Origin of the sequence: Pseudomonas marginalis (assembly GCF_024169655.1) — a bacterium.
GTDB classification, from domain to species: domain Bacteria; phylum Pseudomonadota; class Gammaproteobacteria; order Pseudomonadales; family Pseudomonadaceae; genus Aquipseudomonas; species Aquipseudomonas paraveronii.
Window position 1 is genome coordinate 4134636 of record NZ_JALJWV010000001.1, and the last position, 26523, is coordinate 4161158.

33 protein-coding genes are annotated in these 26523 nt (G+C 56.3%); 18 read left to right on the forward strand and 15 right to left on the reverse strand.

The features are described from left to right. Window positions 1-8: 8 nt before the first annotated feature. Both traD and J2Y83_RS18790 read left to right on the forward strand, forming a co-directional pair. Complete coding sequence (gene traD / locus J2Y83_RS18785) at window positions 9-2114, forward strand: type IV conjugative transfer system coupling protein TraD (RefSeq protein WP_253397427.1); 2106 nt, start codon at window positions 9-11, stop codon at window positions 2112-2114. Between the two features lie 90 nt (window positions 2115-2204). Beyond that, on the forward strand, window positions 2205-2936 hold the full coding sequence (locus J2Y83_RS18790; protein ID WP_253397429.1) for a TIGR03747 family integrating conjugative element membrane protein: 732 nt from the start codon (window positions 2205-2207) through the stop codon (window positions 2934-2936). Window positions 2937-3086: 150 nt separating this feature from the next. On the opposite strand, the gene J2Y83_RS18795 is transcribed toward J2Y83_RS18790, so the two are convergent. Further along, a complete protein-coding gene (locus tag J2Y83_RS18795) occupies window positions 3087-3695 on the reverse strand; it encodes a hypothetical protein (protein ID WP_253397431.1) in 609 nt (202 codons plus the stop codon). Between the two features lie 493 nt (window positions 3696-4188). Here J2Y83_RS18795 and J2Y83_RS18800 point away from each other — a divergent pair, with 493 nt between their 5' ends. Then, a complete protein-coding gene (locus tag J2Y83_RS18800) occupies window positions 4189-4566 on the forward strand; it encodes a hypothetical protein (protein ID WP_253397433.1) in 378 nt (125 codons plus the stop codon). 77 nt (window positions 4567-4643) lie between these two features. Here J2Y83_RS18800 and J2Y83_RS18805 read toward each other — a convergent pair whose 3' ends face one another. The 10 genes from J2Y83_RS18805 to J2Y83_RS18845 form a co-directional block, all read right to left on the reverse strand. Continuing rightward, window positions 4644-5342 (reverse strand): hypothetical protein, encoded by a 699-nt coding sequence (locus tag J2Y83_RS18805; RefSeq protein WP_253397435.1) that lies wholly within the window; start codon window positions 5340-5342, stop codon window positions 4644-4646. 9 nt (window positions 5343-5351) lie between these two features. Continuing rightward, window positions 5352-5660 carry a hypothetical protein gene (locus J2Y83_RS18810; protein ID WP_253397437.1) on the reverse strand — a complete coding sequence of 103 codons (309 nt, stop codon included), beginning with the start codon at window positions 5658-5660 and terminating at the stop codon, window positions 5352-5354. 53 nt (window positions 5661-5713) lie between these two features. After that, window positions 5714-6040 (reverse strand): DUF6388 family protein, encoded by a 327-nt coding sequence (locus J2Y83_RS18815; protein ID WP_253397439.1) that lies wholly within the window; start codon window positions 6038-6040, stop codon window positions 5714-5716. Between the two features lie 53 nt (window positions 6041-6093). After that, complete coding sequence (locus J2Y83_RS18820) at window positions 6094-6420, reverse strand: hypothetical protein (RefSeq protein WP_253397441.1); 327 nt, start codon at window positions 6418-6420, stop codon at window positions 6094-6096. A 118-nt stretch (window positions 6421-6538) separates the two neighbouring features. Next, window positions 6539-6727 carry a hypothetical protein gene (locus J2Y83_RS18825; protein WP_253397443.1) on the reverse strand — a complete coding sequence of 63 codons (189 nt, stop codon included), beginning with the start codon at window positions 6725-6727 and terminating at the stop codon, window positions 6539-6541. 95 nt (window positions 6728-6822) lie between these two features. Continuing rightward, a complete protein-coding gene (locus tag J2Y83_RS29695) occupies window positions 6823-7107 on the reverse strand; it encodes a hypothetical protein (RefSeq protein ID WP_367399737.1) in 285 nt (94 codons plus the stop codon). Window positions 7108-7283: 176 nt separating this feature from the next. Next, complete coding sequence (locus tag J2Y83_RS18830; protein ID WP_253397445.1) at window positions 7284-7661, reverse strand: hypothetical protein; 378 nt, start codon at window positions 7659-7661, stop codon at window positions 7284-7286. 38 nt (window positions 7662-7699) lie between these two features. Then, a complete protein-coding gene (locus tag J2Y83_RS18835) occupies window positions 7700-8518 on the reverse strand; it encodes an abortive infection family protein (protein WP_253397447.1) in 819 nt (272 codons plus the stop codon). 746 nt (window positions 8519-9264) lie between these two features. Beyond that, a complete protein-coding gene (locus J2Y83_RS18840) occupies window positions 9265-9573 on the reverse strand; it encodes a hypothetical protein (RefSeq protein ID WP_253397449.1) in 309 nt (102 codons plus the stop codon). A gap of 50 nt (window positions 9574-9623) precedes the next feature. Next, window positions 9624-10304, reverse strand: a complete 681-nt coding sequence (locus tag J2Y83_RS18845) for a site-specific integrase (RefSeq protein ID WP_253397451.1) — start codon at window positions 10302-10304, stop codon at window positions 9624-9626. A gap of 328 nt (window positions 10305-10632) precedes the next feature. Here J2Y83_RS18845 and J2Y83_RS18850 point away from each other — a divergent pair, with 328 nt between their 5' ends. The 10 genes from J2Y83_RS18850 (at window position 10633) to J2Y83_RS18895 (ending at window position 19298) form a co-directional block, all read left to right on the forward strand. After that, window positions 10633-10965 (forward strand): RAQPRD family integrative conjugative element protein, encoded by a 333-nt coding sequence (locus J2Y83_RS18850; RefSeq protein ID WP_253397453.1) that lies wholly within the window; start codon window positions 10633-10635, stop codon window positions 10963-10965. Beyond that, the gene (locus tag J2Y83_RS18855; RefSeq protein WP_110656613.1) at window positions 10962-11201 is read left to right on the forward strand and encodes a TIGR03758 family integrating conjugative element protein; all 240 of its coding nucleotides are present in this window, start codon (window positions 10962-10964) and stop codon (window positions 11199-11201) included. The genes J2Y83_RS18850 and J2Y83_RS18855 overlap by 4 nt, the downstream gene beginning before the upstream one ends. A gap of 17 nt (window positions 11202-11218) precedes the next feature. Beyond that, a complete protein-coding gene (locus J2Y83_RS18860; protein WP_253397455.1) occupies window positions 11219-11590 on the forward strand; it encodes a TIGR03745 family integrating conjugative element membrane protein in 372 nt (123 codons plus the stop codon). Between the two features lie 7 nt (window positions 11591-11597). Continuing rightward, complete coding sequence (locus tag J2Y83_RS18865) at window positions 11598-12011, forward strand: TIGR03750 family conjugal transfer protein (protein ID WP_253397457.1); 414 nt, start codon at window positions 11598-11600, stop codon at window positions 12009-12011. Continuing rightward, window positions 12008-12649, forward strand: coding sequence for a PFL_4703 family integrating conjugative element protein (locus J2Y83_RS18870; RefSeq protein ID WP_007901048.1), 642 nt, complete (start codon window positions 12008-12010; stop codon window positions 12647-12649). The genes J2Y83_RS18865 and J2Y83_RS18870 overlap by 4 nt, the downstream gene beginning before the upstream one ends. Further along, window positions 12646-13458, forward strand: coding sequence for a TIGR03749 family integrating conjugative element protein (locus J2Y83_RS18875; RefSeq protein ID WP_253397458.1), 813 nt, complete (start codon window positions 12646-12648; stop codon window positions 13456-13458). Before J2Y83_RS18870 ends, J2Y83_RS18875 begins: the two co-directional genes overlap by 4 nt. Further along, complete coding sequence (locus J2Y83_RS18880; RefSeq protein ID WP_253397459.1) at window positions 13448-14965, forward strand: TIGR03752 family integrating conjugative element protein; 1518 nt, start codon at window positions 13448-13450, stop codon at window positions 14963-14965. The genes J2Y83_RS18875 and J2Y83_RS18880 overlap by 11 nt, the downstream gene beginning before the upstream one ends. Continuing rightward, complete coding sequence (locus J2Y83_RS18885) at window positions 14928-15344, forward strand: TIGR03751 family conjugal transfer lipoprotein (protein WP_253397460.1); 417 nt, start codon at window positions 14928-14930, stop codon at window positions 15342-15344. Before J2Y83_RS18880 ends, J2Y83_RS18885 begins: the two co-directional genes overlap by 38 nt. After that, window positions 15344-18100: a conjugative transfer ATPase gene (locus J2Y83_RS18890; protein ID WP_253397461.1), complete on the forward strand. Its 2757-nt coding sequence runs from the start codon at window positions 15344-15346 to the stop codon at window positions 18098-18100. The genes J2Y83_RS18885 and J2Y83_RS18890 overlap by 1 nt, the downstream gene beginning before the upstream one ends. Window positions 18101-18335: 235 nt before the next feature. Continuing rightward, window positions 18336-19298 (forward strand): Shedu immune nuclease family protein, encoded by a 963-nt coding sequence (locus J2Y83_RS18895; RefSeq protein WP_253397462.1) that lies wholly within the window; start codon window positions 18336-18338, stop codon window positions 19296-19298. Between the two features lie 96 nt (window positions 19299-19394). Here the strand turns inward: J2Y83_RS18895 and J2Y83_RS18900 are convergent, their stop codons facing one another. Continuing rightward, window positions 19395-19652 carry a LasR-specific antiactivator QslA gene (locus J2Y83_RS18900; RefSeq protein ID WP_253397463.1) on the reverse strand — a complete coding sequence of 86 codons (258 nt, stop codon included), beginning with the start codon at window positions 19650-19652 and terminating at the stop codon, window positions 19395-19397. A gap of 169 nt (window positions 19653-19821) precedes the next feature. Here J2Y83_RS18900 and J2Y83_RS18905 point away from each other — a divergent pair, with 169 nt between their 5' ends. The 5 genes from J2Y83_RS18905 to J2Y83_RS18925 all read left to right on the forward strand — a co-directional run bounded on the left by J2Y83_RS18905 (window position 19822) and on the right by J2Y83_RS18925 (window position 24381). Then, window positions 19822-20076 carry a helix-turn-helix domain-containing protein gene (locus J2Y83_RS18905; protein WP_100845509.1) on the forward strand — a complete coding sequence of 85 codons (255 nt, stop codon included), beginning with the start codon at window positions 19822-19824 and terminating at the stop codon, window positions 20074-20076. Window positions 20077-20181: 105 nt separating this feature from the next. Continuing rightward, window positions 20182-21138, forward strand: coding sequence for a TIGR03756 family integrating conjugative element protein (locus J2Y83_RS18910; protein ID WP_253397465.1), 957 nt, complete (start codon window positions 20182-20184; stop codon window positions 21136-21138). Next, window positions 21135-22517, forward strand: coding sequence for an integrating conjugative element protein (locus J2Y83_RS18915; protein ID WP_253397466.1), 1383 nt, complete (start codon window positions 21135-21137; stop codon window positions 22515-22517). The genes J2Y83_RS18910 and J2Y83_RS18915 overlap by 4 nt, the downstream gene beginning before the upstream one ends. A gap of 3 nt (window positions 22518-22520) precedes the next feature. Next, on the forward strand, window positions 22521-22829 hold the full coding sequence (locus tag J2Y83_RS18920; protein ID WP_253397468.1) for a hypothetical protein: 309 nt from the start codon (window positions 22521-22523) through the stop codon (window positions 22827-22829). A 10-nt stretch (window positions 22830-22839) separates the two neighbouring features. Further along, window positions 22840-24381, forward strand: coding sequence for a conjugal transfer protein TraG N-terminal domain-containing protein (locus J2Y83_RS18925; protein WP_253397471.1), 1542 nt, complete (start codon window positions 22840-22842; stop codon window positions 24379-24381). Here J2Y83_RS18925 and J2Y83_RS18930 read toward each other — a convergent pair. The 3 genes from J2Y83_RS18930 to J2Y83_RS18940 form a co-directional block, all read right to left on the reverse strand. After that, complete coding sequence (locus tag J2Y83_RS18930) at window positions 24370-24768, reverse strand: DUF3742 family protein (protein WP_253397473.1); 399 nt, start codon at window positions 24766-24768, stop codon at window positions 24370-24372. The two genes, J2Y83_RS18925 and J2Y83_RS18930, sit on opposite strands and share 12 nt — an antisense overlap. 311 nt (window positions 24769-25079) lie before the next feature. Continuing rightward, on the reverse strand, window positions 25080-25670 hold the full coding sequence (locus J2Y83_RS18935; RefSeq protein WP_253397475.1) for a hypothetical protein: 591 nt from the start codon (window positions 25668-25670) through the stop codon (window positions 25080-25082). Then, window positions 25667-26401 carry a hypothetical protein gene (locus J2Y83_RS18940; RefSeq protein ID WP_253397476.1) on the reverse strand — a complete coding sequence of 245 codons (735 nt, stop codon included), beginning with the start codon at window positions 26399-26401 and terminating at the stop codon, window positions 25667-25669. The genes J2Y83_RS18935 and J2Y83_RS18940 overlap by 4 nt, the downstream gene beginning before the upstream one ends. Window positions 26402-26523: the final 122 nt, after the last annotated feature.

A 26523-nucleotide genomic window follows, 5' to 3' on the forward strand; every position in this document is an offset into this window, starting at 1 on the left:
TCCAGGTCATGGCCGAGCATGCGATGGAGTCCAAGCTCCGGCCAGCGGTGGAGCTGTATACCGTAGCAATCTGTATCGCTGCCGCGGTGTTGTGCGTGTACTCGCCCTGGGCTGTGGCCCTGTCACCCGAGATCGGTCTGGTTGCAGCGCTGGCCTATGCCCTGTTCGGCCTGATCCGCCTGCGACAAGCTTGGGAGGTGCTGCGTTATCGGCGAAATATCCGTCGGCTGCCCCGCTACGAGCTGACCAGTCGGCAGATTCCGGTCAGCCGCAAGCGTCTGTTCATGGGCCGAGGATTTCGCTGGACCCGCCTGCACACCCAGCGCTTGGTCGAGGCCCAGGATCCGGCGGTCGCCCACTATGTCGAGCAACCGACCCGTTACCGCCTGGCACGTGGACTCGAACGTCGCCTGGAACATGCACCGTTTCCGTTCTCGACACTGGCGCGTGTCACCGCCTGGGACAGTGCCTTCAATCCGTTGCGCCCATTACCCCCGGTGGGTGGCTCGCCGCTGTTGCATGGGGTCGAGCCCGACGAAACGGAAGTCAGTCTGCCGCTGGGCGAAAGAGTCGGACACACACTGGTGCTCGGCACGACCCGCGTCGGCAAGACGCGACTCGCCGAGGTGTACATCACCCAGGACATACACCGCGCCGAACACGAGGTAGTGATTGTCTTCGATCCGAAGGGCGATGCCGACCTGCTCAAGCGCATGTATGTCGAAGCCAAACGCGCCGGTCGGGAGAAGGAGTTTTATGTCTTCCATCTGGGGTGGCCAGAAATCTCTGCCCGCTACAACGCCGTGGGACGTTTCGGACGTATTTCTGAGGTGGCGTCTCGCATTGCTGGGCAGCTCAGTGGTGAAGGTAACTCTGCAGCCTTCCGTGAGTTCGCCTGGCGTTTCGTCAACATCATCGCCCGCGCACTGATCGAGCTGGGCCGACGTCCGGACTACCTGCAGATCCAGCGACATGTGGTCAACATCGACGCACTGTTCATCGAATACGCCCAGCAGTTTTTCGCCAAGACCGACCCGAAAGCGTGGGAAGTGATCGTCCAGCTTGAAGGCAAGCTCACCGAGAAAAATATTCCCCGGCATATGGTGGGACGCGAAAAACGTGTGGTGGCCATCGAACAGTACCTGGCGGTGAAGCGGGTATTTGATCCGGTAATGGACGGACTGCGTTCGGCGGTACGCTATGACCGTACTTACTTCGACAAAATCGTTGCCTCGCTGCTGCCGCTGCTGGAGAAACTCACCACCGGTAAGACCGCCCAACTGCTTGCGCCAAACTACACCGACTTAGATGACCCGCGGCCAATCTTCGACTGGATGCAGATCATCCGAAAACGCGGCATCGTCTACGTCGGTTTGGATGCGCTGACCGACGCCGAGGTGGCCGCCGCTGTGGGCAACTCCATGTTTGCCGACTTGGTCTCGGTCGCCGGACACATCTACAAACACGGCATCGACCATGGCCTGCCCCCATCGGGTAACAGCAGTGACAAGTTGCCGATCAACCTCCACGCTGACGAGTTCAACGAGTTGATGGGTGATGAATTCATCCCACTGATCAATAAGGGCGGCGGTGCCGGTATTCAGGTAACCGCCTACACCCAGACCCTCAGCGATATCGAAGCGCGAATCGGTAACCGCGCCAAGGCCGGCCAGGTGATCGGCAATTTCAACACCCTGCAGATGTTCCGCGTGCGCGAAACCGTCACCGCTGAGCTGCTCACCCAGCAGTTGCCCAAAGTCAACGTGTTGACCAAAGCCCTGGTGTCGGGCACCACCGACACCTCCGATCCTGAGGCCAACACCGACTTCACTTCTTCCTCACAGGACCGTGTCAGCAGCACCAGCGTGCCGCTGATCGAGCCAGCGCATATCGTCAGTTTACCCAAGGGGCAAATGTTCTCCTTCCAGGCCGGTGGGCAGCTCTGGAAGGTCCGCATGCCGTTGCCAAAACCCTCCAACGACGATGCCATGCCCAAGGACCTGCAGGAGCTCACTCAACGGATGCGGGAGGCCTACAACTCGCAGGCAGGTCAATGGTGGAGCGCAAGCGGTGGCGGCCCAACAACAAACTTCGATTGGGATCAGGTGGGGTAGTCCGCACCCGCGACAGGTTTCGATTCAGCAGAAAACGATCCAGAAGGCGTTGTGACGACATCAACTTTGCAGCGCGCAATGGAGTGAACAATGGCGACTTCCGCCCAGAACATGCCGCCACAACCGATCCAGCACCCAGGATTAATCGTCTCGGCGATTGGCTTGGTCCTGCGCATCATCGGTTTGCTGATCGCCTCGTTGCTGTTCTCGATTCTGATCGAATTCGCCGGGCTGCTACTGTTCTGGGGTGATCAGGGCTGGCGACATAGTCAGGCCATGCTAACCAGTGAGTTGGGCTGGCTCAACGAGCACTTCAAATCTTCACTTCTCATCCAACAGCCTGGGGCAACGATTGTCCAGTGGCTGGATTTACTCAATCAGTGGTTGTTGGTCAAGACCGGCTTTGCAGACTTCACCCAGCAGGCACGAGCATTGAGCCAGAGCAACGGTTTCTGGAGCTGGATCAACCAGCTCTACGTGAGTATCGAGGACTTTGTGCTAGCGGCGGTGTATGTCACCTTCACCTTCGTGGTGCGCCTGACCATTCTGGTCCTGATCACACCCTTGTTTCTGCTGGCCACGCTCACCGGTTTTGTCGATGGCTTGATGCGCCGTGACCTACGCAAATTTGGAGCTGGGCGAGAAAGCAGTTTTGTCTATCACCGCGCTAAACGAGCAGTGATACCACTGCTGATCGTGCCTTGGGTCATTTACCTGTCCCTGCCCTTTTCACTCAATCCTATAGCTATTCTATTGCCTTGCGCAGTAGTACTTGGAGCAACAGTAGCGATCACAGTGACGACGTTCAAAAAACATCTCTAGGTGCTTAGTTAAGCTTTTTCCTTCGTGTCGTAGCTGCATTGGTAAAGCGCTCATGACTGTCCCCGGCCAGCTTGATTGGGCAATGAACGCTTTCCGATACAGCCCCGTGGGGCCGGTCGGGATTTTCCTATTGCCAGCGTTTAGGAGTCGCTACCAAGTAATTTTTATCAAAATCAGAACTCCCAGCACCACAATCACCCACCCGATTTCTCGCAATTGCCTTAACATTTTCGGGTCCGAAACCAGGGTAGGTACGGGGACCTGTACCGTTTCAAAAGCCTGCTCTTCCGCAGGAAGCTCTTTCGCTTTTACGACAACTTTGAATGATTCGGCCTTGAGAGGATCTCCCTTCTTCAGATCCCAAAATTTCTCCCATCCATCAGGGTCGTAACCATATGCCAAGCCCTTATCATCAAAACCTGTGTCAAAAGTCAGAAAGACCTGGAAATCATCGAGGCTAACTGCGGTGAGTAGCTTAAAAATATCATTTTCCAGAATGGCACCGAGGGAAAACGCATGAGGATCTGAAGTACCGTCTAATCTGTCCTCCCAAGCATCTACGTACTTGAGAGTTGCAATTAGGCTTTCATGCGGTGTTGTTGTGAACGTAACGTCTCCCTTCTGTAGCAAACCTTTGTCGATGACATTGAGTTGGCCCGAAATAACAGCCGCCTCAAAAATCAGTCTACTTTGGCTGTAGTCTGCACCTCGTGTGTAGATATAGCGCCGACTGGAAAGCTCAAGGTTTAGAATTGCCATAGCGGCCTTTTCCTCTTTACTCCGACTGCTCGACTACCCTCGCGGTGAAAAACGGATTGCCACCGCACGACAGGGACCAAGGCTCATTCGCCCGCGATTTTGTAATCTCTAAATGGGGTGCAAAAAGCCCAGTGTTTGCCCGAGCGAACGCACTCACAATCTCGTCCTCAGAAAGGCCATGTTTAGCCACTAAACATCTGAGCACGTCTTCTACTCTGCTCTCAGGAAGATCGCTACACGGAATCTCTTTCGACCAGATCGAGGCCTGACCTTGCCAACCTTCAATGATCCAAACGCGCTTGCTCATGAGCATTTTTCCATCGTGTGAGGACGCGAAAACCGTGCCTCTCTTACGGGCTTAGCCCAACGTTCGACGGCTGGGCTTGTGGTGCAATGGGCGGGATTTTCCCCGAGCTTATTCAGCTTGTGGCGCACCTATGTCGCGATCACGATCTGGTGTTAGATTGCTGCCATTCATAATGGAGCGATCGTGATGCATAAGGTTTTGATAGCGCTGGTTATTGGTGTTTCGTCTCAGGCATCTTTTGCTGCCGGTAGTGTCACATATTTGTCCTGCCCATCTCTTGATAAAAGAGCTGATGACTTATTGGTTATAGTCGATCAACCAAGCGGAACGGCCTCCCTGCAAAGCAATAAGAGTGGATCAGGGCTTAACTTTACATCTCCTGCGTCGTTTGGACCTAAAGAGGTGACTTGGCGTAGTGAATCGAAGAGTTTTCAGCAGAAATTTTCCGTTGATCGTGTCAACTTGACTCTGAAAAGAGAAACTACAAGCGGAATGACCGGCTCCATCTACGTTGAAACCTCGCCATGTTCTATTGTCAAGGCGCCAAGCAATACGAAATTCTGAAGTTTTATGCGAAACAAGCCGCCTATTGGTGGCTTTTTTATTGTCCGGAGGAAAACAATGGCTCAGAATTTCCTGGATCAATTCATCATCAGCCGAGGGGGAAGCTCTACCAGTGCGTCCATCGCGTGGATGAGACATGCTCCATGGATGAAATGGATAAGCCCGGCGTCTTGTCCAGCCCTGATGACTACACCGGCAAATAAGTGAGGGTCACCTGATATGAAGACGGGTGATCCACTCAAACCATCAATATCATCCACATGACCAAAATCAGTACGCATCGTAATCACCGCGTCAGTAAGCTCCCCCACCAAGGGGCCACTGAACGCTGCCAAGCCAGCCACAAATCGTTTTGTATCGTAGTGAAATTCTCTTCGACATTGAGGGTATCCGACAGCCAGAAACACTGAACCCTTTTTGAAATCTTCGGCCGGAAATATGAAGGAATTCAAATCGAACGCTCTCATTTGGGCTGGGGGATTGCTGGCCATGATCTGACTATCGACCCGGAGAACCTTCAGATCACTACGCTCTTCAGGGCCAAAAACGGCTTCATAGTCGAACGGCAGCGCCCAATCATACCCAGGGATAAATATGCGAAAATTCTCAATCGTAATCCCCATATTTTCCCAAGTGTGACGGGCACAAATTACGAAAACCTGCCCTCTATACTGGCAGATAAAGGCCGTCCCACTGCCGATGAACTGGTAATAGTCGTCGTCGCAAGCAATCGTAATTGGCCGAATGAAAGTCTTCATCGCTGAATCGAAGGTCATTGCTTCGGTCTACTTGTCGTACGTCACCATCGCCGTGGCAGGAAAAGCGACGTTATGAGCCAGATCACAGAGATACTGCTTCCATTCCTGCCAACCGGGTTCACCGCCTCCAGACCGGATGATCTGTTCGGCTTCATGATGACAAGTCCTGCCATCAATGCTGCCTTTGTGGACATGCAGCAGCTTCAAACGCTCTTTATCTGGTCGGAAGTTTTCGTAGACGACTGCTGCTTTACCAGCGTCTTCAATTCGCTCGCCGCAAACGTCACAGAAAAGAAACGGCGAGCTTTGCCCGTTTACAACCTGAATCTCGACCATCGTATTAGTCCTTCGGCCATCGGCCGTTTCGGTGGAAAACCGGTCGCCTTTTCCTATCCAGCGATACGGTTTAGCTGCTTGTACTCATCCCAATCGATACCAAGCGCTGCGGCGATTTTGCGGTGTTGATCCAAGCGCCATTCGTTAGCTTGCTCCGGTGATTCGGCTACCAAGCGAATCACGAACTCATCAACCTCAAGTCCACGGCTTCGGGCAGCTTCTGCGAAAACCACAAGGCGCTGCTGTTCACGGTACTCATCAACGGTCATGCCGCATGCCTCGATTATGGCTGGTTTGACCGACTCAATCTGAGTGAGAGCGCGAGGATTTTCAGCGAAGAATCTTTCGCGGGCTGCGCTGTAGCGGTTTTCAATGTTCATTGATTCAACGTTCCCTTAACAATTGATCGAAACGTCATCGCCAGCAAGAGTACCTAGAGTTTCTCTATGTCCTTGAGGACTAATGCCCGAACCTCGGCGGTCGCTTTTACAGGATCTTTGCAGAATTTGATGGCACCTTTGAACATTCCTTCCTTAGCTTTTTGTTCATCGGAAAACCCGACAATGCTCACTCCTGTGCTCATGTACAAGGACAGTACCGCCTCCTCTGATTGTGATAGCTGCCGTGCATTGGGAATACCTGACAGCACGCATAAATCAGCGAGCCCCATCGTCCCCTTTCCACTTTGCAGTTGTTGTGGATCTCCAATTGCGCCGCTACTCAAAGACAGCCCTAAGGCGATCAGGCCGAGGTTTTTCATTCAGTTGCCTTCCGTGATATTAGATTGATATCTGATCTTACACTCATGCACTGTAGCGGACTGTTCGTGCACCTCAGCCCGCATCTGCGAGCTGGTGGGTGCAGCGGATTGATTTTCCTCAACCTTCGGACTGTTTGGCAGTCGGACGCTCTGACCACACTTTGTAGAGGAAGAAAACTGCCGCGAAAATGGCACAGCCAATTCCCATGCTTTCCTGACGGAAGCGGAGAGAGTCAGCTATGTTGGCTGCACCAAATCCCACCAAAATTATGATTGCCAATGGCAGATATGACTTCCATTTAGACATGCCTTACTCCTTTGTATTCTGGACGCGAAAATGGGCGTCCTCTACTGACCTGGCCCCGCATGAACGAGGCTGGTGGTGGATCGAAATTTCCTATATCACTGGCCGCTATTGTTATGCGAACCAAGAGACTCATCTCCTGGTAGGAGATGCTTTGAGCGCCACACCACCAAAATCTTTGACGCCTCATTTTTTTGCTCAGCAGTTAGCCTACCTTCGATAGCACCAACGGCCTTCCTCGAATCAGTGAGCGCCGCGTCTACGGCCTGCCCCCTTCCAACGGCAGCAAGCAGTTTCTCTGAAGCATCGCGACAAAGTGCCAAGGCGATGACGGAGTCCTGCGGCACGCCCGCGCCTTTGTAGTACAGTACTCCGAGTAACATAGATGCCTCGCCAAGCCCCTGATTTGCAGCTCTCCTGGCAAAGGAATAGGCTTTTTCAAAGTTTTGTGCTTGGATTTTGCCGTCGTAGTAAACGCCTGTTTGTGCTGTATATGCTGTATATGCTGTATATGCTGTATATGCTGTATATGCTGTATATGCTGATCATAAGTGGATGATCAAGAGTTGAGCTGGTGGAGGATTCTGCGGATCTCGCCGGCATCGATCTCACAATGCATCCCCTCAAAGAGAGCAACCACATTGTGCCCCTGCAAGGCCTGGTAGACCTCATCTCCAAAAGCAGTCCGGCGCTTACAACCCACCATCGCTTTGCTCAGATCAGTCTTCGCTACGTCTTCTATCAAGCCGATATCTTCAAGCTCAATCGAAATAGAATCTGCGAACTCGGCGGCCTCTTCGCGCGTCGGTCCCATGGTGAGTCCGGCGGCCTTGCCTTCACGGTAATAAGCGTCAACCACGCTCCCAGGAAGAAAACTCTGCCGATCGGTTGCACTGGACAAAAGACGCTTGATTAATTCCCACATCGTAAAGTCCATCTGAATTTCCTATTTGTTTGGAATGCTGAGTGTGTGGATCAAAATGGTATGGTCTCATCCCACAGGGGCTCGTCAGTCTTCTGAGCTGGGCTTTTGGCCTTGATTCTCGCTTCCAGCGACTTGATAAACCGGATGGACGTTGCCACGTGATTGAAGATAAGCAGGCTCTCGTCGTAGTTCAGGATCGGGTTGTCATGCGCGAGGCTTTTGTTGTTGCGCACATCATTGAAGGCCTCCAGCACCGAGATACTGGACCTCAATATGCGTTCCGTCATCGCCGACTCAAGATGGCCACTCCCACGTAGCGACTTCACGTACTCGCCGAAGACACTGTGCAGCGGCTTGTCTCGGCTGATCGTTATTCCATGCGGCTCACAGGTGACCCGGATGAACTTGTTCACGAACGTATGCAGGCGATCAAGGGCGCCCTCGGGTTGATTTTTTTCGATGGCTTCGCGCACGTGCTGGGCCACCACCTCGAAATCGCGCTCGTCGGCAATCGCCGTCAGCGCTTCCAGATCGGCGACAGGCTGGTCGCTCAGCAGGCGCTGAGCGATCTTGCGGCAGTCATCTACTATCAGCGGGTTGCTGTTACCAAGCCGCCCAATTTGGACCCCATAGGCAATCAGCCCTTCGAGTACCTTGCCAACGGTGTGGTTCGGTGCGGTGTCCCAGAAGGTACGCATCCGCTTGGCCTTGGAGCTACCAGCTACCCGGAACTGAGCGGAGTCAATATCGACACGGAAGTCGAGGAAGAACTCCGCATAGGTGCGATCTGAGAAGTTCAGGACATACCCGTCGCCCATCTCCAGCAGTTTTTCGAGCTTGCGCCGCTCTAATGCACTGATCTCTGCCATGACTTTTTCGTCTCAGTATCGCGGACGCGAAAGCCGCACCCTAGTACTGCAAAAGGCCCAATTAAGGGCCTGGGTGTGCAGCGATCTTTTCTGTGAATGGTTAGGAAGTGCATGCCTCGCGAGCAATTGACAGCCCAAGGTCCCGAGCAGCCTGTTGAGACCACCCCCGTGAAAAATGCTTTACGGCAATGGTTTGCACCCCTGCATGCCTAGCTCGCATAAAATCACCCGCATCGTTACCGTGAGCCACAACCAGCCTCGGCTTAAGCGTCTCAATTAAGAAATCGAAAGCTCGCGAGCACCTCATGCTAGAGGTAAGGTCCTTCGCGTCTTCTGTCGCCGATGCGTAAATGTTCGTCTCGAGAATGCGAATGTCAACCGCTGAGGATATAACCCAATCCAGAACTCGCCGCGTGTTACTGATGGGATTTCGACGAGTTTTACCAGGTTTAAGCGGACGTAGCGTTCTATCAACAAGATAGCTCTCAAACCATGCGCGCTTGTCGAAACCTCTTTCACAATCCCAGAACTCCCAAAAGTCTCTTTCACTAGCAGACGCCGGGTTCAGACCGACGATGAAAACTCGACAATCAAGGGGAGAGCCGTCGCAGACAAAAGGCCTCTGATCGCTTGGTCTACCGATGATAGTTTCGAGCTTTTGCTGGAACTCTGAGAGAGTTGGCATGTGTTCGACCTGAAGTCTTTTCCCCTTTGCTTAGCATTCCACTCTTCCAGCGCCACACAGTTTAGCCGCCGTCTCGTGTGACTCCGGTGAAGTCGCCCAGGGCGGTGTCCTTCGGTCCAGTCAGCAGACCCAACCCTTTGGCTTTGGCACGTTCGACTTCCACGCCCAGCCAGTGTGCCAGAACACCGCAGGCGTTCGCCCATTCAGTGCTGGCCTTCTGGTAGTTCGCCTGGAACTGGTCGGTTTGCGCCTGGGTCACGGGTTGCGGCAACTCGCGATAAGCCTTCGCCAAGGCGTACCTAGGCTCGTTAGCTTCATCGACGGCAGCCAAGTAAGACAGCAGCGGTTCGGCATCTATCATCATGGGCATATTCGAATTTCCATATTAATGCTGACTAGTGGATAGAGTTACCGATCTCACTATGCCAGTGCAAGCTCGAAAGCGCGGCGGATAACCTCGATATCAACAGTTAGATACGGCTTGCTGTGGTCGAGACAGGCATGCCCGAGAATGATCTGAACTGTCTCAACGTCGCCGGTTGCGGCCAGGACTTTTGCAGCAAGCGAGCGTCTGCCACTGTGGGATGATCCTAGCTTGATACCGGCCTGTCGGTAGAGCCTGCTGATGGTCTGTTGGAGCGAATCGCACGCCCGGTAAACCTCTGGCCCACTGTCCAGCTCCCGATGCTTGAAGGCCAGTTCAAAAGCCTGGCCCTTGTGTGTCGTGACCAGCTTCGATGCAGGCCGCAACCCTCGATACTCACCAGTGCCGGAAAGCCCCCAGCGGCGCCGAGATCGCACCGCTATCCAGTCATCCAGGGCGGCAAGGCATCGAGCATGGGTCAGGTACACGTTTCGCGGTCGACAGCCCTTCGTGATATCGGCACGCAGGTAGACTTCGGGCTTAATGGTGCCACTCGGGTACAGCACGTCTGCGATCTCCAGCAAGGCCAGCTCGGTTACACGGATACCGGTTGTATGAGTAAGCCAAAGTAAAAGCACGTCCCGCTCAGGCATTCGGCCCGTGACGGATGCAACGCGAATCAGGTGCCGAAATTGTCCAGGGCGAAGGGATGCTGCGCGGCGGGTAGCGGTGGCCATATGGGGCTCTCTGTCAGGATTGGTATGTAATCGCTAGCGATCCTGAGAGAGTTGGACTGAGGCCTCCTGTGTAGCTTACAGGCAAGCCTGCTGTGCTGTTCACGGAAAGTGGGTTGTGACGATATCGTTATCAACGAAACTCATCGAGAGTGGAATTTCCCTAGAGCCTCAATCACTCTCTCCACCAAAGATCGAAGGAGCACATTAGCTGTAATGTAAACATCCCCAGTCCTTTCCCAGAAAAAGCGATTCATCAGACCTCAGGTTTCTTACAGAATAATTCGACCTCTGACTTGATTCTTCTCCCAGATCCATATGGGCCAGCATCATGCCAACTACCGTCTTTCGCTGCTTACTACTCTCGCTGGCTATCGTCGATGGCAGCAGCTATGCCGCATCTGGTCATGAGCAGGATCAGCTCAGCCTAGTCCAGCAGCAGCTCGACATTATCGAACGCCTTGCAACGCAAGCTGAGGCAGCCAGCACGGCTGAACCCGACGATCGCTATCGCTTCGACTATCCCCGTCTGTCTCAGGACATCCAACGTATTCGCCAGGGCGTGCAGGGCTATCTGTCCCCCTCCCGCGCCCAACCTCGCGATCCCATTGAATTGGTCGACGATTACCGTCTCGACACACTGCCCGCGAAGCCCTCGCCATGAGCATGACCGACGCTCAGACCGCCGCTTTCCAAAACGCCTCCGGCTTCGCACCGCAGAGCAGTTCGACACTGTGGCTGTCCCTGGTTCTCGTCCTGGCTTTGCTTTGGTGTGCCTGGGTGATGTGGACGGCTTATCGGGGTTGGGCGGCCGGCAGTGTGCGCTTCGGCGCCTTCGGCGGCAGTGCCGCGCGCGTCTTGCTCGCCCTACTCGTCCTGATGTTCTTCACCCTGTCCTAACCCAGGAGATCGCCGCCATGCTCAAGCACTTTGCCCCTCTGAAAAACAACCTGCGTGATCGTGCAAGCCAGCGCTTGATCGGTCTGCTGTTGGTACTCGGTCCAAGCCTGGCTTTTGCCGAACTACCGACCATGGAAGCGCCTTCGCGTGGCGAAGGATCCGGGTTGATCGAGACGATCAAAAACTACGCCTACGACGGTGGCATCCTGCTCGGCCTGCTGATTGCCCTGCTCGCTTTTCTCGGTGTGGCTTGGCATTCCCTGACCGTGTATGCCGACGTGCAGAACCAGCGTAAGACCTGGAAAGACCTCGGCGCGGTGGTTGGCATCGGCGCCCTGCTGGTGGTGATCATCATCTGGTTTCTGACCAAGGCCGCCGCGATTTTGTGAGGTTGGCATGAACGACACTATCGAACGTTTTGCCGACGGCACCTTGGTCTTTCTGCCGGAGCGACTCAACCGTGATCCCGCCGTGTTACGCGGCTTGACCAATGATGAGATGTGGGTAGCGCTCGGCGCTGGCGCAGTCATTGGTCTGCTGCTGGGCATCCCTCTGGCGATCACCACCGCCTCCATTGCAGTGGCGCCGACCGGCATGATCGCGGGCATGACGGTGGTGCTATTGGCCGGTGGCACGCTACTGCGGCGGGCCAAACGAGCCCGCCCCGAGACCTGGCTGTACCGCAAGCTCGAATGGGTACTGGCCAGCCGTTGGCGCTTGGGTCGCGGCAGTCTGATCCTCCACTCCGGCGCCTGGACGGTTCGCCGTTCGAGCCGACTGCGTCCTGCCCTGTCCCGGTGGCAGCCATGAGCCGATTTCGGAACAAGGTGGATGCCCAACAGGCCCATATCTTCAGTCTGCGCCTGGCGGTAATGATCCTGACCCTGCTCTGTGCCGGACTCTGGTACGGCTGGCGCTCGGCACCGACCGATCTGACCGTGCATGTCCCCCCGGATCTGCGCTCGGGCAGCACGCGCAAGTGGTGGGATATCCCCTCAGAGAATGTCTATGCCTTTGCCCTGTACATCTTCGGTCAGCTCAACCGTTGGCCCTCGGATGGCGAGCAGGATTATCGCCGCGCTATCTATAGTTTGCAGTCCTACCTGACACCCGCCTGCAAGGCCTTCCTCGACGGCGACTACGAGTACCGCAAGGCCGCCGGCGAACTGCGCCAGCGGGTGCGTGGCGTCTACGAAATTCTGGGTCGAGGTTACAGTGAGGATCCGGAACTCAGGGTCAAGCAACTCGACCGCGACAGCTGGTTGGTCAAGCTCGACCTCAATGCCGATGAATATTACGCCGCGGAACCGGTGAAACGGGTGGTGGTGCGTTATCCATTACGCGTAGTGCGTTTCGACCAGGATCCCGAGCGCAATAAATGGGGGCTGGCACTGGATTGTTATCAGGGCACACCGCAAAAAATCTCCCTGCCTGGAGGTGAGCCATGAAGCGGATGTCTACCCTGGGACTCACCGTCGCACTGATGCTATGGGGAGCTGCAGCGCAGGCCGTCGAGCTGATGCACTGGGAACGCCTACCCCTCGCGGTCCCTCTGGTGATCAATCAGGAACGAGTGGTTTTTTTCGATGAGGATGTTCGAGTCGGCGTGCCCTCAACCCTGACAGGTAAGCTGCGCGTGCAATCAACTGGTGGCACGCTGTACCTGCGCGCGTCGGAAGCCATTGCACCGACCCGACTGCAACTGCAATCGGTCGCGACGGGTGAAATCATCCTGCTGGATATCGCAGCCACGCCTGGTGATCAATCGCTGGAGCCCGTGCGTATTCTCAAGAATGCTCAGGTGCAAGCTACCGAGGCTGAATCTAGCGCCGTCCCTGTTCCAGAACGCACACCGATCCCGGTCGCTTTGACGCGCTACGCCGCGCAAAGCCTGTACGCGCCGCTGCGCACCGTGGAGTCCCTGACTGGTGTACGCCGCGTCCCGCTCAAGCTGCGCACCGAACTGGCAACCCTGCTGCCGACCGAAAACGTGTCCTGCACGCCCATCGCCGCCTGGCGACTCGGTGATTACTGGGTGACGGCGGTGAAGTTGCGCAATCGTGGTTCAGAAATAGTGCAACTCGATCCGCGCCAGCTTCAGGCCAAGCTGTTCGCCGCGACCTTCCAGCATGCTTTCCTCGGGCCTGTCGGCAGTGCGGAAGACACCACGATTACCTACCTCGTCACCCGCGGTGCCGGCCTCGAGCAAGCCGTACTGCTCCCGCCCGTTGCGCGAGGTGCAGACGATGAAGGCTAACGTATTGCTCAAATGGCTGGTACCGGCTGCGCTGCTGGCCGTGGTGTTGATCATCCTGAAAAGCTGGGTCGCGGGTGGCAGCACGCCCTCTCCAGAGCACCCAGTTGATCAGGGCAATATTCAGTTATCCGCCGAGCAAGCCAAGTCGCTCGGCATTGCGGGCGATACCCCACGCGACACGGTCGCCACCCTGGTCGGGCAGGTGAAGGCCATGCGCAGCGACATGCTCGGTTTGAAGAAACACAACGATTCACTGCAGACGGAGAACAACCGCCTACGCGTGCGGGAAAACAGTGTCGATTCGCGTATCCAGACGGCGCTTGGCAGCGTAACCCAGCAGGTCGACGAAGGCCGCCGTCAAGCCAACGAAGCAAGACTCAAGGCTGAACAAGACAGTCGCCAGGCCCGTGGTCTGCTGAAGCAATTGCAGGACCAGTTGTCGGGACTGACCGGCAAAGGCAAAGACATGCCGATCGGATTGGGGCTTGAGCCCGGCGACGGTGCTCAGTTTGAAGGGCAGCACTCTGCCAATGATGCGCTGCAGTGGATTGAACCCTCGGATGCTCCGTCCACCGACGCCCGAGGCAAAACCAAGACTTCCCCCGCATTGAGTCTCCCTACCGCCTTCAACTCACTGGAAGGCTTGAAAGATAACGCTATTGATCGCAGCCAGAAACAGCTACGTGCAGTCACCCAGGGCGAGCGTGACCCGACACGATCCGCTGATCGTACCGAAGGCGCGAAGCCGGTCTACACCATTCCCGAAAACGCAACATTGATGGGCTCAGTTGCCATGACCGCGCTGATTGGCCGAGTCCCAGTGGACGGCACCGTGAATGATCCCTATCCCTTCAAGGTGCTGGTCGGTCCGGAGAATCTGACGGCCAACGGCATCGACCTGCCGGACGTCGCGGGTGCTGTGATGAGCGGCACGGCGTCCGGTGACTGGACCCTGTCCTGCGTGCGTGGTCAGGTCGAGTCAATCACCTTTGTGTTTACCGATGGCACCATCCGTACGGTGCCTCAGCCGAAGGCGGTCGCCGGCCGCAATGCCTCCACCACCCAGAGTTCGAACACCGACAAGATTCGTGGTGGACTCGGTTACCTTTCCGATCCGTATGGCATTCCTTGCATTGCCGGCGAACGTCGCTCGAACGCCCAACAATACCTCGGCAGCCAGAGCCTCATCACGGCGGCCGGCGCCGGTGTCGCCGCCTTGCTCGGGGATGAGCAGAACAACAGCAGTGTGATCAGTTCGGGCGGCAGTACGCTCGGGGTTACCAACAGCACGGGCAACAGCGCACTGAATTCAATTCTCAGTGGCGGGGTCAGCGACATCCGCGAGTGGGTCAACAAACTGTATGGCGAAGCCTTTGCCGCCGTATACGTACCACCGGCCGCACAGGTCGCGCTGCACCTCGACCATGAGATCACCATCGACTACGAGCCCAAGGGCCGGAGCGTTCGCCATGAAAAAGACCATGCCTCCCTGCCTGATCTGGATTAGCGTGTTCTGCTGGGTCCTGGCGGGGTGCTCCACCGACAAGGAGACGCTGCTGCCCCATGGCGAGCAAAGCATGCTGGACATCTGGAACGGTGCCGGTTCGCAAGGCACTCAGCAGCAACTGCTGGATGCTCGGCGGCAGTTACGCCGTCCGCTGGCCCAGGCAGATTTCTCCGCCTCTCTCCAAGAACCGTACACGCGCACCGCAGCGAACGAGATCCGCAGCCTGTTCCCTCGCCTGCCCAATCCCGATCTGGTGCTGTACGTGTATCCGCATTTGAGTGGTACCGAGCAGGCACCGGTCCCGGGTTACTCGACCGTCTTTCCGTTCTACCAGCGTGTGCAGTACGCATTGCCGGGTGAACGTCAGGAAGACTTGTAGTGCGTACCGGCGATTCGGGGCCCCCTACTCCTGCGTGGAAAGCCTGGCGCAATCCATTGCGCTCTCGCGCCACCTTGGCCGATGACGCCACACTCTATGCACACAACCCCAGCTTCACCGATCACCTGCCTTGGGTCGAGTACCTCGACACCGAGCAGTGTTTTCTGCTCGATGACAATCGCTCGGTGGGTGCAGTATTCGAGTTGCTGCCCATCGGCACCGAAGGGCGCGAACCCGATTGGCTGATGGCGGCCCGCGATGCCCTCGAGGATGCCCTGCAGGATAGTTTTGACGAGCTGGATCAAGCCCCTTGGGTGGCGCAGTTTTTTTGCCAGGACGACAACGACTTCACGCCCTACCTGACCCGGCTCACCAATTATATTCAGGACAGCGTGCGAGGCACGGTGTTCACCGAAGCGTACCTGGAACTTACTCGCCGACATCTGAAGGCCATCGCCAAGCCCGGCGGTCTGTTCGAGGACAAGGCCGTCACGCGCCTGCCCTGGCGCGGAAACAACCGCCGGGTGCGCCTGGTGGTCTATCGCTGGCTTGAGTCTGACGGCGAGGAGACGGGACTCACCCCGGTGCAATCCCTGCAACAGGCTTGCGAACGGGTCGGTGCTTCGTTGCAGGCGTGCGGGGTGCAATCGATGCGAGTCGATGGTCGAGGTCTGTATGCCTGGTTATTGCCCTGGTTCAATCCGGCCCCCAGTCTCACCGATGAAGCGCCCGAGGAGTTCTATCGCCGCGTGACCTATCCGGAGTCGGGCGACGGTGAGTCGCTGGAACTGCCCTTCGACCACGACTTCGCCGAGCGGCTGTTCTTCAACGAACCGCGTTCGGATCTGCAGCACGGACTCTGGTTTTTCGATGATCAGCCCCACCGGGTCATGGTGGTGGACAAACTGCGCCGGGCCCCATCGATTGGTCAACTCACCGGAGAAACCCGCAAGGGCGACGCGGTGAATGCCCTGTTCGACCAGTTACCCGAAGGTACGGTGATGAGTCTGACCTTGGTGGTCAAACCACAGGATGTACTCGAGGATCAGTTGAACCGCCTGGCGCGCAAAGCCATCGGTGAAAACCTGGCCTCGACCCAGACCCGTCAAGATGTCGAAGAAGCCCGCGCGATCATCGGTCGTCAGCACAAGCTGTACCGCGGAACCCTGGCATTTTACGTGCGCGGTCACGATGAACAGCAACTGCACCAGCGCTCGGTCAGCCTTGCCAACGCGCTGCTGGGTGCGGGGCTGCAGCCGGTACGCGAAGGCGATGAAGTCGCTGCCTGCAACAGCTACCTGCGTTGGTTGCCGATGGCCTACAACCCGGCCCGCGACACGCGCAACTGGTACACGCGCCTGATGTTCGCCCAGCACCTGGCGAACCTGGTTCCGGTGTGGGGCCGCAGCACGGGCACAGGCCACCCGGGCATCACCCTGTTCAACCGCGGTGGTTCGCCACTGAGCTTCGACCCTCTATCACGCCTGGACCGGGCCATGAACGGTCACCTGCTGTTGTTCGGCCCCACCGGTGCCGGCAAGTCGGCGACCCTGGTCACCCTGCTGATGCAGGTCATGGCGGTGTACCGCCCTCGCCTGTTTATCGCCGAGGCCGGCAACTCCTTCGGCTTGCAGGGCGACTACTTCGCGACACAGGGTCTGTCAGTCAACAAGGTCCAATTGAAACCTGGCGCCTCGGTCAGCCTTGCGCCCTTTGCCGATGCCTGGCGCCTGGTCGAGCAGCCGGATCAGGTGGCAAGTCTGTCGATCGATGAGTGGGACGAGGAGGCGGTAGCCAGTCGCGAGGACCAGCGCGATGTTCTCGGTGAACTGGAAATCACCGCCCGACTGATGATCACTGGCGGCGAGGCCAAGGAAGAGGCGCGCCTGAGTCGAGCCGATCGCAGCTTGATCCGCGAATGCATTCTGGATGCGGCGCAGTCCTGTGTCGCGGCGGGTCGCCAGGTCCTGACCCGCGACGTGCGCGACGCCTTGCTGCAAGTCGCCGCTGACACGCACTTGCCGGAGAAACGCCGCGAGCGTGCCCAGGAAATGGGTGAGTCCATCGACCTTTTTTGCCAGGGTTTCGAGGGTGCACTGTTCGATCGCGAGGGCACGCCTTGGCCCGAGAGCGATGTGACCATTGTCGATCTCGCCACGTACGCTCGCGAAGGCTACGAAGCCCAGATGTCCATTAGCTACATCAGCCTGATGAACACCGTGAACAACCTCGCCGAGCGCGACCAGTACCTGGGCCGACCGATTATCATGGTCACCGATGAGGGCCATATCATCACCAAAAACCCGCTGCTGGCGCCCTTCGTGATCAAGGGCACGAAGATGTGGCGCAAGCTTGGCGCATGGTTCTGGCTGGCAACCCAGAACCTTGCTGACTTTCCAGCTGCCGCGCAGACCATGCTCAACATGATTGAGTGGTGGATTTGCTTGAACATGCCGCCAGCGGAGATAGAGGAGATCGCCCGCTTCAAGAAGCTCACGCCAGCGCAAAAGGCCTTGTTGCTTTCCGCCAGCAAGGAACCAGGTAAATACACCGAAGGGGTCGTGCTATCGAAGAAGCTCGAAACGCTGTTTCGCGCCGTACCGCCTAGCCTCTATCTCGCGCTGGCCATGACGGAGCCGGAGGAAAAAGCCGAACGGTGGGCATTGATGCAGGAGAGCGGATGCACAGAGTTGGAAGCGGCTTACAGGGTAGGTGAGAGGATCGATAGTTGGCGTGGAATAGAGCAAAAAAAGTAGGTGGTAAAAATTGCCCGCTCCGCTTTATGCGATCTACGAAGAATACCTCTCCCTTGCTTAAACATTCGGATAACAACTGGGCAGTGAGTTTGCTCATGTACACATCACACGATGTCGATAGCGGTATAGTCAGCGAAACAAGCCGGTAAGGGGCAGCCTCAATTGAACATCATCATAAAAAATGGTGTAAATTTTACGCCATTCGGTGCCAGATCTAGTCGCAGAGGATAATAAATTGGCTGACCCACAAAATGTGCCCCAACAAATCCGCCGCATTTCGGCCGCGACTAAGCGCGAAGCCTTTAGGCGCTCAGGTAATCAATGTGCGTTTCCTGGATGTGAAGCTTCCCTGCTTAGCCCAAATGGCGCGATCGTTGGAGAGTTTTGCAACATAGAATCACTATCCTCTGGTGGTCCTCGCTATAATGCCCAATCTACCGCGCAAGAGCGCTTAGGTTTAGATAACCTTCTTGTACTCTGCCCTACTCACCACCGTTTGATAGATGCAATGCCTGACCTTTACACCATCGGATGGCTGCGTCAGATACGCGAAGGTTACGAGACCGCACTCGATGAAACGCGTTCAGAACAGGCTCCATTGGTACCTCGCCTTGAACCGGCAGCGCTTCGCACTTTTAAAGAGGCCATCTCTTTTTGGGAAAAGAATTCGACTAACCAAGATGAGGAGTTTTGGCAAAACTTCTTCAATACCAATCCGTTTGTGCTGGCCCAAGCATTCCCTGATAGCCTTTTAAAACTTAAGGACAAGTGCTATATGGGAGGGAAAGATATATCCAACCAAAATGGCAACTTAATCGACTTCCTGTACAGATCTAGCACAACCAAAAACGTAGTTCTTATTGAGATCAAGACGCCAGCGATGCGTTTGCTTGGAAGACAATATCGCGGAAATGCTTATTCAATTTCCGAGCAGCTTTCCGGTTCGATTGTACAAGTCCTAAACTATCGCGAGGAACTACTTAAAAGTTATTACATGCTCGCTGGGAACAGTCCTGATCGGTTCAATGCTTCTGCCCCAAGGTGTGTAGTCCTCGGCGGAAGCCTTTTAGGCGAGGAGATGGACACTACTCAGCGCCGCTCATTCGAGCTATTTAGGTGGTCCCAGCACACAACTGTGCTTACATACGATGAGCTGTTCGCGAAGCTCAGGGACATCGTGGATCTGGGCGATACATGAGAGTATTACGGATGGCTGCCCCGGTCTATTTGCGGCCTGACTTCTCTGCCGCGATCACGTACGGGGCAAACCGATGCGGCGATTACCAATAAAGGATCAGCGACAATCCCCAAGAAGCCGCTGCTGAATCCTCAACAGGAATCCGGCTTCAAAGGCATCCTGGTAGTCACCGACAGGAAAGGTTTTGCGCGCTTGCGCCAACTCCCACCACAGTGGAATCTCGCCGGGCGTATCAAGCCAAGCCTGAGCGCATTGCACGCCACGTTCGATCATCGGGGCAAATTCGTTGCCCCAAGGCGTCAGAAGACTTGGGCTACCATCCGCCGCAGGAATTGAAATGTAGTTTTCGTCCATACACACCCTAAATTTCTGATTTTTTGTTAGACGCTGGGCCCAGCTTCGAAAAGCTTAACGACACCAAATGAACGCTCGATAACAGACATGAACACCAAATGGCCTAGATCACTACCAATGTAGACTATATCCCGTGGATTGAGAGTCCCTCAAGGCGCAATTTGCGCGCATGACTCAAGACTACGAACAGCTTCGTCTGCAGCTGGCGGAAAACATCCGTTTGATGCGACGCGTGAAAAACCTTACCCAAGAGCAGCTGGCGCTCATGGCCGAGGTGGATCGCACCTACGTCAGTCAAATCGAACGATGCACGGGCAATCCGTCGCTGTTGGTCCTGTGCAAGCTCGCCAATATTTTCGAAATTACCGCAGATCAGTTACTTGTGGAACCCGATAGCCTGCGCAGCGCCCTTCACGTCAAATAATAGTCTCACGTCTCACAAACCCGATAGATCCGCCTTCATAATTTCCACTGACAGTCTTCAGCCCCTAACCGAACCTGCCCAGGCCATACACCGAGAGCCTGGATCATGCCTGTTGCCTGCTCGTCAATCCCGCCCACAAAGCTACGGCCCTTGGCGCTGAGCCTCCTGCTGGCGTGCGGCCCAAGCATGGCGCTGGACACCGGCAGCATCACGTCCTCCGTGCTTTCGCCAAACTGTCTCGAATACCGGGTCGTCGGCATTTGTTTCTGGCTGCTCTGCACGCCCTTCGGCTGCACAGTCAAAACCTCAACCAAGGTTCATCATTTCATTCCTGAACAGGTGGTCTCGAGCTACGCCACCACCGGCAGTAACCCCTGGACCGAGATGGCCACCCTCTCCGCTCCCATCAGTGGTGCGGAAGGTGGCGGTAACCTGATCACGCCGAACACCCAGCGCGACAACCTACCCCGCTTCAAGAACGTCGATGCCATCGGTCACCCCGGTGGCTGGGTCGCCACACAACTGGCCTCGCAATCCGGCTACGCCTGCGCCAGCGGCGCTACTGCGTTCATGCCCTACTACCTGAGCACCCTGGACTCACTGGCCTGGCGCCATGGCATTCCGGAAAGTCTTTACCCCGAGTCGCTTATACCGGGGATCCGTGAAATTGGTCGCCAGGCTTCGGGAAACATGTGGGGCAACGTCTATCCTCGGCAGGGCTTTCTGGTACAGCCCGACGATTTCAAGGCGGCTGCAGTCATGGCGCAACGGGTCGGCGATGTGATTACCCGCAACTGGCAGCCGCATGTGTACTTACCGCTCACGCCCGCCAAACGAGACGGCTACTGGCCGCCTGGCCCGATCGTTGAAAACGACGCCTCGACCCACAAATGGCAATTGCTCTACCCCCAGGTTCAACCGACTTGCGCCATCTTCCCCAGTGATCCGGTACAGAGCGCGGATGGCGGCTACGCCTGGTCGCTGTGGCGTCCCTATAGCTGTTGCAAACGAGAGGGACAGACCTTCCTGTTCAGCATCGACTTCGAAGGAGGTGCTTCATGAGTCGGCTTCTCGCACGACCCTGGTTGGGCGTGATGAGTCTGTTGCTCTGTGGACTGCTCGCCATGGCCACGCATGCCTACGCCGCCGAGGGCAATTACCGCCTGGGTACTCAAGGCGAAGTGCTCGACGACCGGGTGATGTACACCATCGGTGGCGGCTCGGCAGTCGGCTCACCGAGCTCGCTCTACCGACCTAGCGGTCTCGGGGTCGGCGGGTCCTGGCGAGCAAACATGATGTGCGGAAACATGAGCCTCACCAATACCCTGCAAAACCAGCTGAACGGCGCCACCGAAGGTTTCCAGCAGATCATGGGCAGCGTCGTGCAGAACGCGACCCAAGCGGTGATGTCGCTGCCGGCGTTGATCATCCAGCGCGCCAACCCCGGTCTCTATGAGTTGCTCAGTAACGGGGTGATGCAGGGCCGTATCGACTTCGATCGCTCCAAACTGACCTGCCAAGCCATGGCCGAGAAGATGGCGGACAAGGTCGGTCAAGCCGGTTGGGGTGCGCTGGCCAAGAACCAGGAGATGCAGGGCAATCTGGAGCAAACCGGCGGTGATGCGGTGGCAGCGGTGAAAAACACCGAAGCCCATAACGGCAACAATGGGGTGTCCTGGGTCGGCGGTTCGAAGGCCGGAGGTAACGGACAGACGCCCATTCGGGTGACCGCCGACGTGGTCCGCGCAGGCTATAACCTGCTGCATAACCGTACGGTGGATGACAGTGCCTCGATCAGTAGCAGTGATTGCCTGGGAGGGGCTATTTGTCAGACATGGGCTTCGCCCCAAGAGGAGTCCGACTGGGCCGTTCGGGTGTTGGGCGAGAGCGAAGTCGCGACCTGCGACAGCTGCGAAACTCTGCGTGCGACCGCTGGCAGCGGACTAACGCCGCTGATCCAGGAGGCCTATAACGAGCGCCTCAAGGCCCTGCAAGGGCTGTTGTCTGGCTCTCTGCCGCCTACCCCTGACAACCTGGCGAAAGCCTCCAGCCCGATGCTGCCGGTGACTCGTGGTGTGGTTGAAGCCCTGCGCGACGATCCCGATCAGGATCTGTTGGCACGGCGCCTGGCCAGTGAAACGGCCTTGTCCAGCGTGCTCGACAAAGCGTTGCTGCTACTGCGCACCCTGCTGGCGGGCAGTCACGAGCCGAACATCGCTTCCGCCGAACCGGCCCAAACCGCCTTGACGAAAAACATCGACGCTCTGGAGCGTGAAATCCGCCTGCTGCAGACCGAACTGCAGGTCCGGCAGATGCTGACCACCAATACCGCCAGCCTGGTGCTCGATCGGCATGCCGGCGGTGCTGATGCTTCGCGCACCGTCGAGCAAGGCGACCCCGAGCCCGGTCGACTCAAGGATGCTGACGCCAGGCGCAAGTGAGCCATGAAACGCTCACCGCTATTCACTTTGCTTTCGAGTCTAGGGATTGCCACGGTGATGATCCTGAGCGCCGCACTGGTCGCCTGGATCGGCCGCACTGCGCTGGGTAGTTTCGAGGCCTGGCAGCAGGCACTCGAATCCGTACGGCCCTATCTGCGGTGGTGGCGTGCCCTGCTCTACGGCGCCCTCTTTGCGCTCTGGTGGGATCTACTTCGGCGCCACCGACATCGACCACAGGATCGACTGCGCGTGAAACGCATCGGGACATTAGGTCTCGTACTCTTTACCTGCGTCGAACTCACCCGACTGTGAGATCACCACCATGCTCATGAGCACCAATAGCTACCTGGAGTTTTACCTCTCCCTGCTGGCCTGGATTATCAACAACGGCCTCTGGAGCGTCCTGTCCGACACCGGACTGTTCGCCGCGCCCTTTGGCGCAATCATCCTGCAGGAATGGTTGTCGGCCCGTCAGCAAGGCGCGGATGAAGGCAACAAGGGACTATTGTCGGTACCGCGGATTGAGAACCGATTGTGGCTGGCCTACATAGTCGTATTGTTTGGTTGTGCCCCCGTCTTTCCGTTGAGCCTCGCGTCAATGGCGTTCGATGATGCGGCGAGCCAGCGCTGCGGTATTAGTGTGGTCAAGCCAGCAGAAACGGCATGGGGGACCACCTTCAATACCATCGGCGAACGCTCCGCCAACGTACCGATCTGGTGGTTTCTGGTGCATGCCTTGAGCAAAGGGGTAACCGCAGCGGCCACCGCCTCCATCCCCTGCGCACCGGATATCCGACAAATGCGCATGGAGATCGACAGCTCGCGCATCGACAGTCAGGTACTGCTGCAGGAAGTTGCCGACTTCACTCGCGATTGCTATGGCTACTCCCGTTCTCGGTTGTTTACCAATCGCCCGCAGTTAGACAAGGCACAAAGTCACGACGCGTCCTGGATCGGCTCAAGCTACTTTCTCGATACCCCTGGCTACTATGATACGGATCGCTCACGAACGCCGCGAGTCAGTTGGCCGTATGACGACAACCGCGATGTCTCCTTACCGCGGCTGGAGAATGGCGCGGGCTACCCCACCTGCAAGCAGTGGTGGAGTGATAGCGGTGTAGGGTTACGCGAACGTTTGATCGAGCAGGTTGATCCCTTGCTGCTGACTCAGCTGAAAGGTTGGTTGGCTGGCCGTTCGGGCAACGAGATAGAGGATGCCACCCTCCGTGAGTTGGTCAGCCCGCGCCAGCAATCGATGTCCATGTCGCCCGGACAGGTGTACCAGGACTATGGCTCCAGCGCTCGTGGCGGCTCGATCAATCAGGGGCTCAATAATCTGGCCACCAATACCGGGTTAGCACTGGGCTCCTTCAGCAACTTCCCGGCAATGAATGCACTACGCGCCGCACTGCCAATGGTGCAGGCCTTCCTCATCATGGGCGTCATCATCAGCTTGCCGCTGATCCTGCTGGTCAGTACCTATCAGCTGAAGACCGTCATGACAGTGACGTTCGCGCTGTTCACCTTACACATGCTGAGCTTCTGGTGGGAACTGGCGCGCTGGGTCGACTCCAGCATGCTCGACACCTTGTACAACCAAGTTTCGGCTTCCAATCAAGCGCTGTTGTCGCTGCCTACGTCCGGGTTTATGGACGGGACAGTCACGGCACAGGTGATCGAGTACGTGATGGGGGCCATGTTCATCGTGCTGCCGATGCTGTTTCTAGGGGCCATGAGCTGGGCAGGATATTCAGTCGGCAGCGGGATTCAAGGCATGTTGGCGAACGGTAGCAAAGCAGCAAGTGACGCAGCGAGCAAAGGTACGGATCAAATATTGGGTGCTGCTAAGCGCTCAATTAGATGACTTGCTGTCGCCTATATAATGCCCGTTGTCGTCGAAGTCACCGATGTAGAGGTCAGCACCTAGGTAGTCTGGCCCTGGATTTTTCTCTTGTTGATCGGCACCAATAAAAACCCTGAGCCATAGCAAAGCAGTGACAGCCAGCATCATCACAATGAACGTAACCATCCAAGCACTGACAAAGAGCAATCCTCCGATCAATGCCAGTTTGGCAATCAAAAAACTCCCGCGAACAAGTAATTTACCTGCGGGCATACCTGCCGTCACCGCACGCTCAGCCACGCGGAGCTCAAACGTTTTCAACATACGGCAACCACGTTTTACCGACATGCCACATGCGTACGCCCAGCGGTGGGCACGTGAATTCTGAACAGGTTGCTGAGTCGGCATGGTCTCGGCCTCTTCTGAACGTTTTCATGGTTGAGACAGGAGTAATAGCCTACTACTGAAAACGGTCCGTTCCTGACCATTTATCAGTTTACCTAGCCGAAAAATCTTCGCTGGAGTAAAGCGGGCGGCACGGTTAAGCAGGGTATTGAGACTGATTGCCCATGCTAGCCGCTTTGCCCTGCGTCTGTTATCGGACGCTGCTGATAGGCATTCGTTGCTGTTACCTCACGCATTGATTTTGGGCGTCGCGGTGAACGCGACCCGTATCGCTTCCGCCAGGAATGCTTCGAATGGACAGGACCAACAGATGGCTAGTAACCTTTGGGTATGCGGTAGGTCTCGCCTTTTTTCTTGTCTCCGAAATTATCCGTATGCTCCGATTCGTCTGTGCGTATGCAATTCCGAGTCTGACCATTCCCCACAATGCATTTCGACCACTCGACCCGACTAGCTAATTCATCCAGCCTCATGACTTCAACTCGACGCGCTTTGATCTCGTCTAACGACGGCACCCACAGATAGAGAAACACTACAACCAGTGTAAGGATCGTGGCCTGCGCCGACAGGAAGTAGAGCCAGCGCCTACTATCCAATTTTTTTGCTGCTGTGTCGTACAGTTTAGCGGCCCGCTGTGCGGCAGCATCTGCCTCGATGAATCTCTTGCTCAACAACTCGGCGGCTTGACTCGCGGTTGACTGTGCGGAGCTCTCGATACTCTGTTTGACGCCAGCCTCCAGTCGAGTCAGTTTCTTTTCGACATTATCCTGTAACTCACGCAAGGCACCGGTAGCCCGTCGAGACTCGCTCTCATTGACCTCTGCCGCTTCCAATATTTTACGAGCTGAGCCGAAGAGGGCCTGAAAATTACGATCGTGCACTTGTTCTTTACTCGTTCCATTCATCTAAATCTTCCTAACGTTGGACCTTCTAGGTCAGGCATCTCATGTTTTGGTTGTTGCAGTCCCCGACGACGAGAAAGGTCCTGACTCTTGCTGTACTCCATCCATTGTGTGTGAGACAGGTTTAAGTCCATCAGGTCCTGTAGGGCCGCGAAATGCAGAGCACCACCGCTGCCGGCCACCAACACCAGCGCCCCCGTTCCGGTCTCCTCAGGTCCTTGAGCAAGCCTCACCAAGTCGATGTAATCGCGCTCCGCCTTGGCGTTTTCAGTCGATCTGTTTTGCAGAATGCCTGTAGCCAACTCCTCGATGAAGTTTTGAAACCTCTCAGTCGATTTAGGCCTCTGTCTAGCTCCATCGCCGAATGCATCAAGATAGGGCTCGATACGTGCCTTCAACGCGGCGTCTGGAAGAGGTGCTGTTTCGATGTACCAATGCACCCGTCGTGAAGTGCTCGGCAGGTCAGGCAACTCGTCCAATTTTTCTGAAAAAATTCGAGAAAGAAACTGGTGTCGACCAGCCTCTTTTTTTGACTTATTGGCCTCAGTCTTAAACTCGATCAAACGTACTGTGCCGGGGAAAGCCATCAGCAAATCCCCCAGCCGTTTGTCGTCTGGCGTTTGCTGAAGCAAGTTCACCATGCTCGGTAACTGGCCGGATTTCAGCTGTGAACCAAGAGCGAACCCCAACCCGTAAAGAAAATTTCCGATAACCACATTTTCATACAGCTTCATTGAACGTCATCGCTCCAGTGTCACCTGCCAATTTACAGAAGCTCGCCGGTAGCGCTCTGTGCTTTACCGTTTGTCAGTCTATCGGCCCGAAAAAACAAAGCTGGAGCTCAGTAGACTCAGCC

Excerpts from the sequence above, each read along its gene's own strand:
- traD (WP_253397427.1), top strand. The coding sequence starts at position 9 with ATGGCCGAGCATGCGATGGAGTCCAAGCTCCGGCCAGCGGTGGAGCTG.
- J2Y83_RS18790 (WP_253397429.1), top strand. The coding sequence starts at position 2,205 with ATGGCGACTTCCGCCCAGAACATGCCGCCACAACCGATCCAGCACCCA.
- J2Y83_RS18795 (WP_253397431.1), bottom strand. The coding sequence starts at position 3,695 with ATGGCAATTCTAAACCTTGAGCTTTCCAGTCGGCGCTATATCTACACA.
- J2Y83_RS18800 (WP_253397433.1), top strand. The coding sequence starts at position 4,189 with ATGCATAAGGTTTTGATAGCGCTGGTTATTGGTGTTTCGTCTCAGGCA.
- J2Y83_RS18805 (WP_253397435.1), bottom strand. The coding sequence starts at position 5,342 with ATGACCTTCGATTCAGCGATGAAGACTTTCATTCGGCCAATTACGATT.
- J2Y83_RS18810 (WP_253397437.1), bottom strand. The coding sequence starts at position 5,660 with ATGGTCGAGATTCAGGTTGTAAACGGGCAAAGCTCGCCGTTTCTTTTC.
- J2Y83_RS18815 (WP_253397439.1), bottom strand. The coding sequence starts at position 6,040 with ATGAACATTGAAAACCGCTACAGCGCAGCCCGCGAAAGATTCTTCGCT.
- J2Y83_RS18820 (WP_253397441.1), bottom strand. The coding sequence starts at position 6,420 with ATGAAAAACCTCGGCCTGATCGCCTTAGGGCTGTCTTTGAGTAGCGGC.
- J2Y83_RS18825 (WP_253397443.1), bottom strand. The coding sequence starts at position 6,727 with ATGTCTAAATGGAAGTCATATCTGCCATTGGCAATCATAATTTTGGTG.
- J2Y83_RS29695 (WP_367399737.1), bottom strand. The coding sequence starts at position 7,107 with ATGTTACTCGGAGTACTGTACTACAAAGGCGCGGGCGTGCCGCAGGAC.
- J2Y83_RS18830 (WP_253397445.1), bottom strand. The coding sequence starts at position 7,661 with ATGGACTTTACGATGTGGGAATTAATCAAGCGTCTTTTGTCCAGTGCA.
- J2Y83_RS18835 (WP_253397447.1), bottom strand. The coding sequence starts at position 8,518 with ATGGCAGAGATCAGTGCATTAGAGCGGCGCAAGCTCGAAAAACTGCTG.
- J2Y83_RS18840 (WP_253397449.1), bottom strand. The coding sequence starts at position 9,573 with ATGCCCATGATGATAGATGCCGAACCGCTGCTGTCTTACTTGGCTGCC.
- J2Y83_RS18845 (WP_253397451.1), bottom strand. The coding sequence starts at position 10,304 with ATGGCCACCGCTACCCGCCGCGCAGCATCCCTTCGCCCTGGACAATTT.
- J2Y83_RS18850 (WP_253397453.1), top strand. The coding sequence starts at position 10,633 with ATGCCAACTACCGTCTTTCGCTGCTTACTACTCTCGCTGGCTATCGTC.
- J2Y83_RS18855 (WP_110656613.1), top strand. The coding sequence starts at position 10,962 with ATGAGCATGACCGACGCTCAGACCGCCGCTTTCCAAAACGCCTCCGGC.
- J2Y83_RS18860 (WP_253397455.1), top strand. The coding sequence starts at position 11,219 with ATGCTCAAGCACTTTGCCCCTCTGAAAAACAACCTGCGTGATCGTGCA.
- J2Y83_RS18865 (WP_253397457.1), top strand. The coding sequence starts at position 11,598 with ATGAACGACACTATCGAACGTTTTGCCGACGGCACCTTGGTCTTTCTG.
- J2Y83_RS18870 (WP_007901048.1), top strand. The coding sequence starts at position 12,008 with ATGAGCCGATTTCGGAACAAGGTGGATGCCCAACAGGCCCATATCTTC.
- J2Y83_RS18875 (WP_253397458.1), top strand. The coding sequence starts at position 12,646 with ATGAAGCGGATGTCTACCCTGGGACTCACCGTCGCACTGATGCTATGG.
- J2Y83_RS18880 (WP_253397459.1), top strand. The coding sequence starts at position 13,448 with ATGAAGGCTAACGTATTGCTCAAATGGCTGGTACCGGCTGCGCTGCTG.
- J2Y83_RS18885 (WP_253397460.1), top strand. The coding sequence starts at position 14,928 with ATGAAAAAGACCATGCCTCCCTGCCTGATCTGGATTAGCGTGTTCTGC.
- J2Y83_RS18900 (WP_253397463.1), bottom strand. The coding sequence starts at position 19,652 with ATGGACGAAAACTACATTTCAATTCCTGCGGCGGATGGTAGCCCAAGT.
- J2Y83_RS18905 (WP_100845509.1), top strand. The coding sequence starts at position 19,822 with ATGACTCAAGACTACGAACAGCTTCGTCTGCAGCTGGCGGAAAACATC.
- J2Y83_RS18910 (WP_253397465.1), top strand. The coding sequence starts at position 20,182 with ATGCCTGTTGCCTGCTCGTCAATCCCGCCCACAAAGCTACGGCCCTTG.
- J2Y83_RS18915 (WP_253397466.1), top strand. The coding sequence starts at position 21,135 with ATGAGTCGGCTTCTCGCACGACCCTGGTTGGGCGTGATGAGTCTGTTG.
- J2Y83_RS18920 (WP_253397468.1), top strand. The coding sequence starts at position 22,521 with ATGAAACGCTCACCGCTATTCACTTTGCTTTCGAGTCTAGGGATTGCC.
- J2Y83_RS18925 (WP_253397471.1), top strand. The coding sequence starts at position 22,840 with ATGCTCATGAGCACCAATAGCTACCTGGAGTTTTACCTCTCCCTGCTG.
- J2Y83_RS18930 (WP_253397473.1), bottom strand. The coding sequence starts at position 24,768 with ATGCCGACTCAGCAACCTGTTCAGAATTCACGTGCCCACCGCTGGGCG.
- J2Y83_RS18935 (WP_253397475.1), bottom strand. The coding sequence starts at position 25,670 with ATGAATGGAACGAGTAAAGAACAAGTGCACGATCGTAATTTTCAGGCC.
- J2Y83_RS18940 (WP_253397476.1), bottom strand. The coding sequence starts at position 26,401 with ATGAAGCTGTATGAAAATGTGGTTATCGGAAATTTTCTTTACGGGTTG.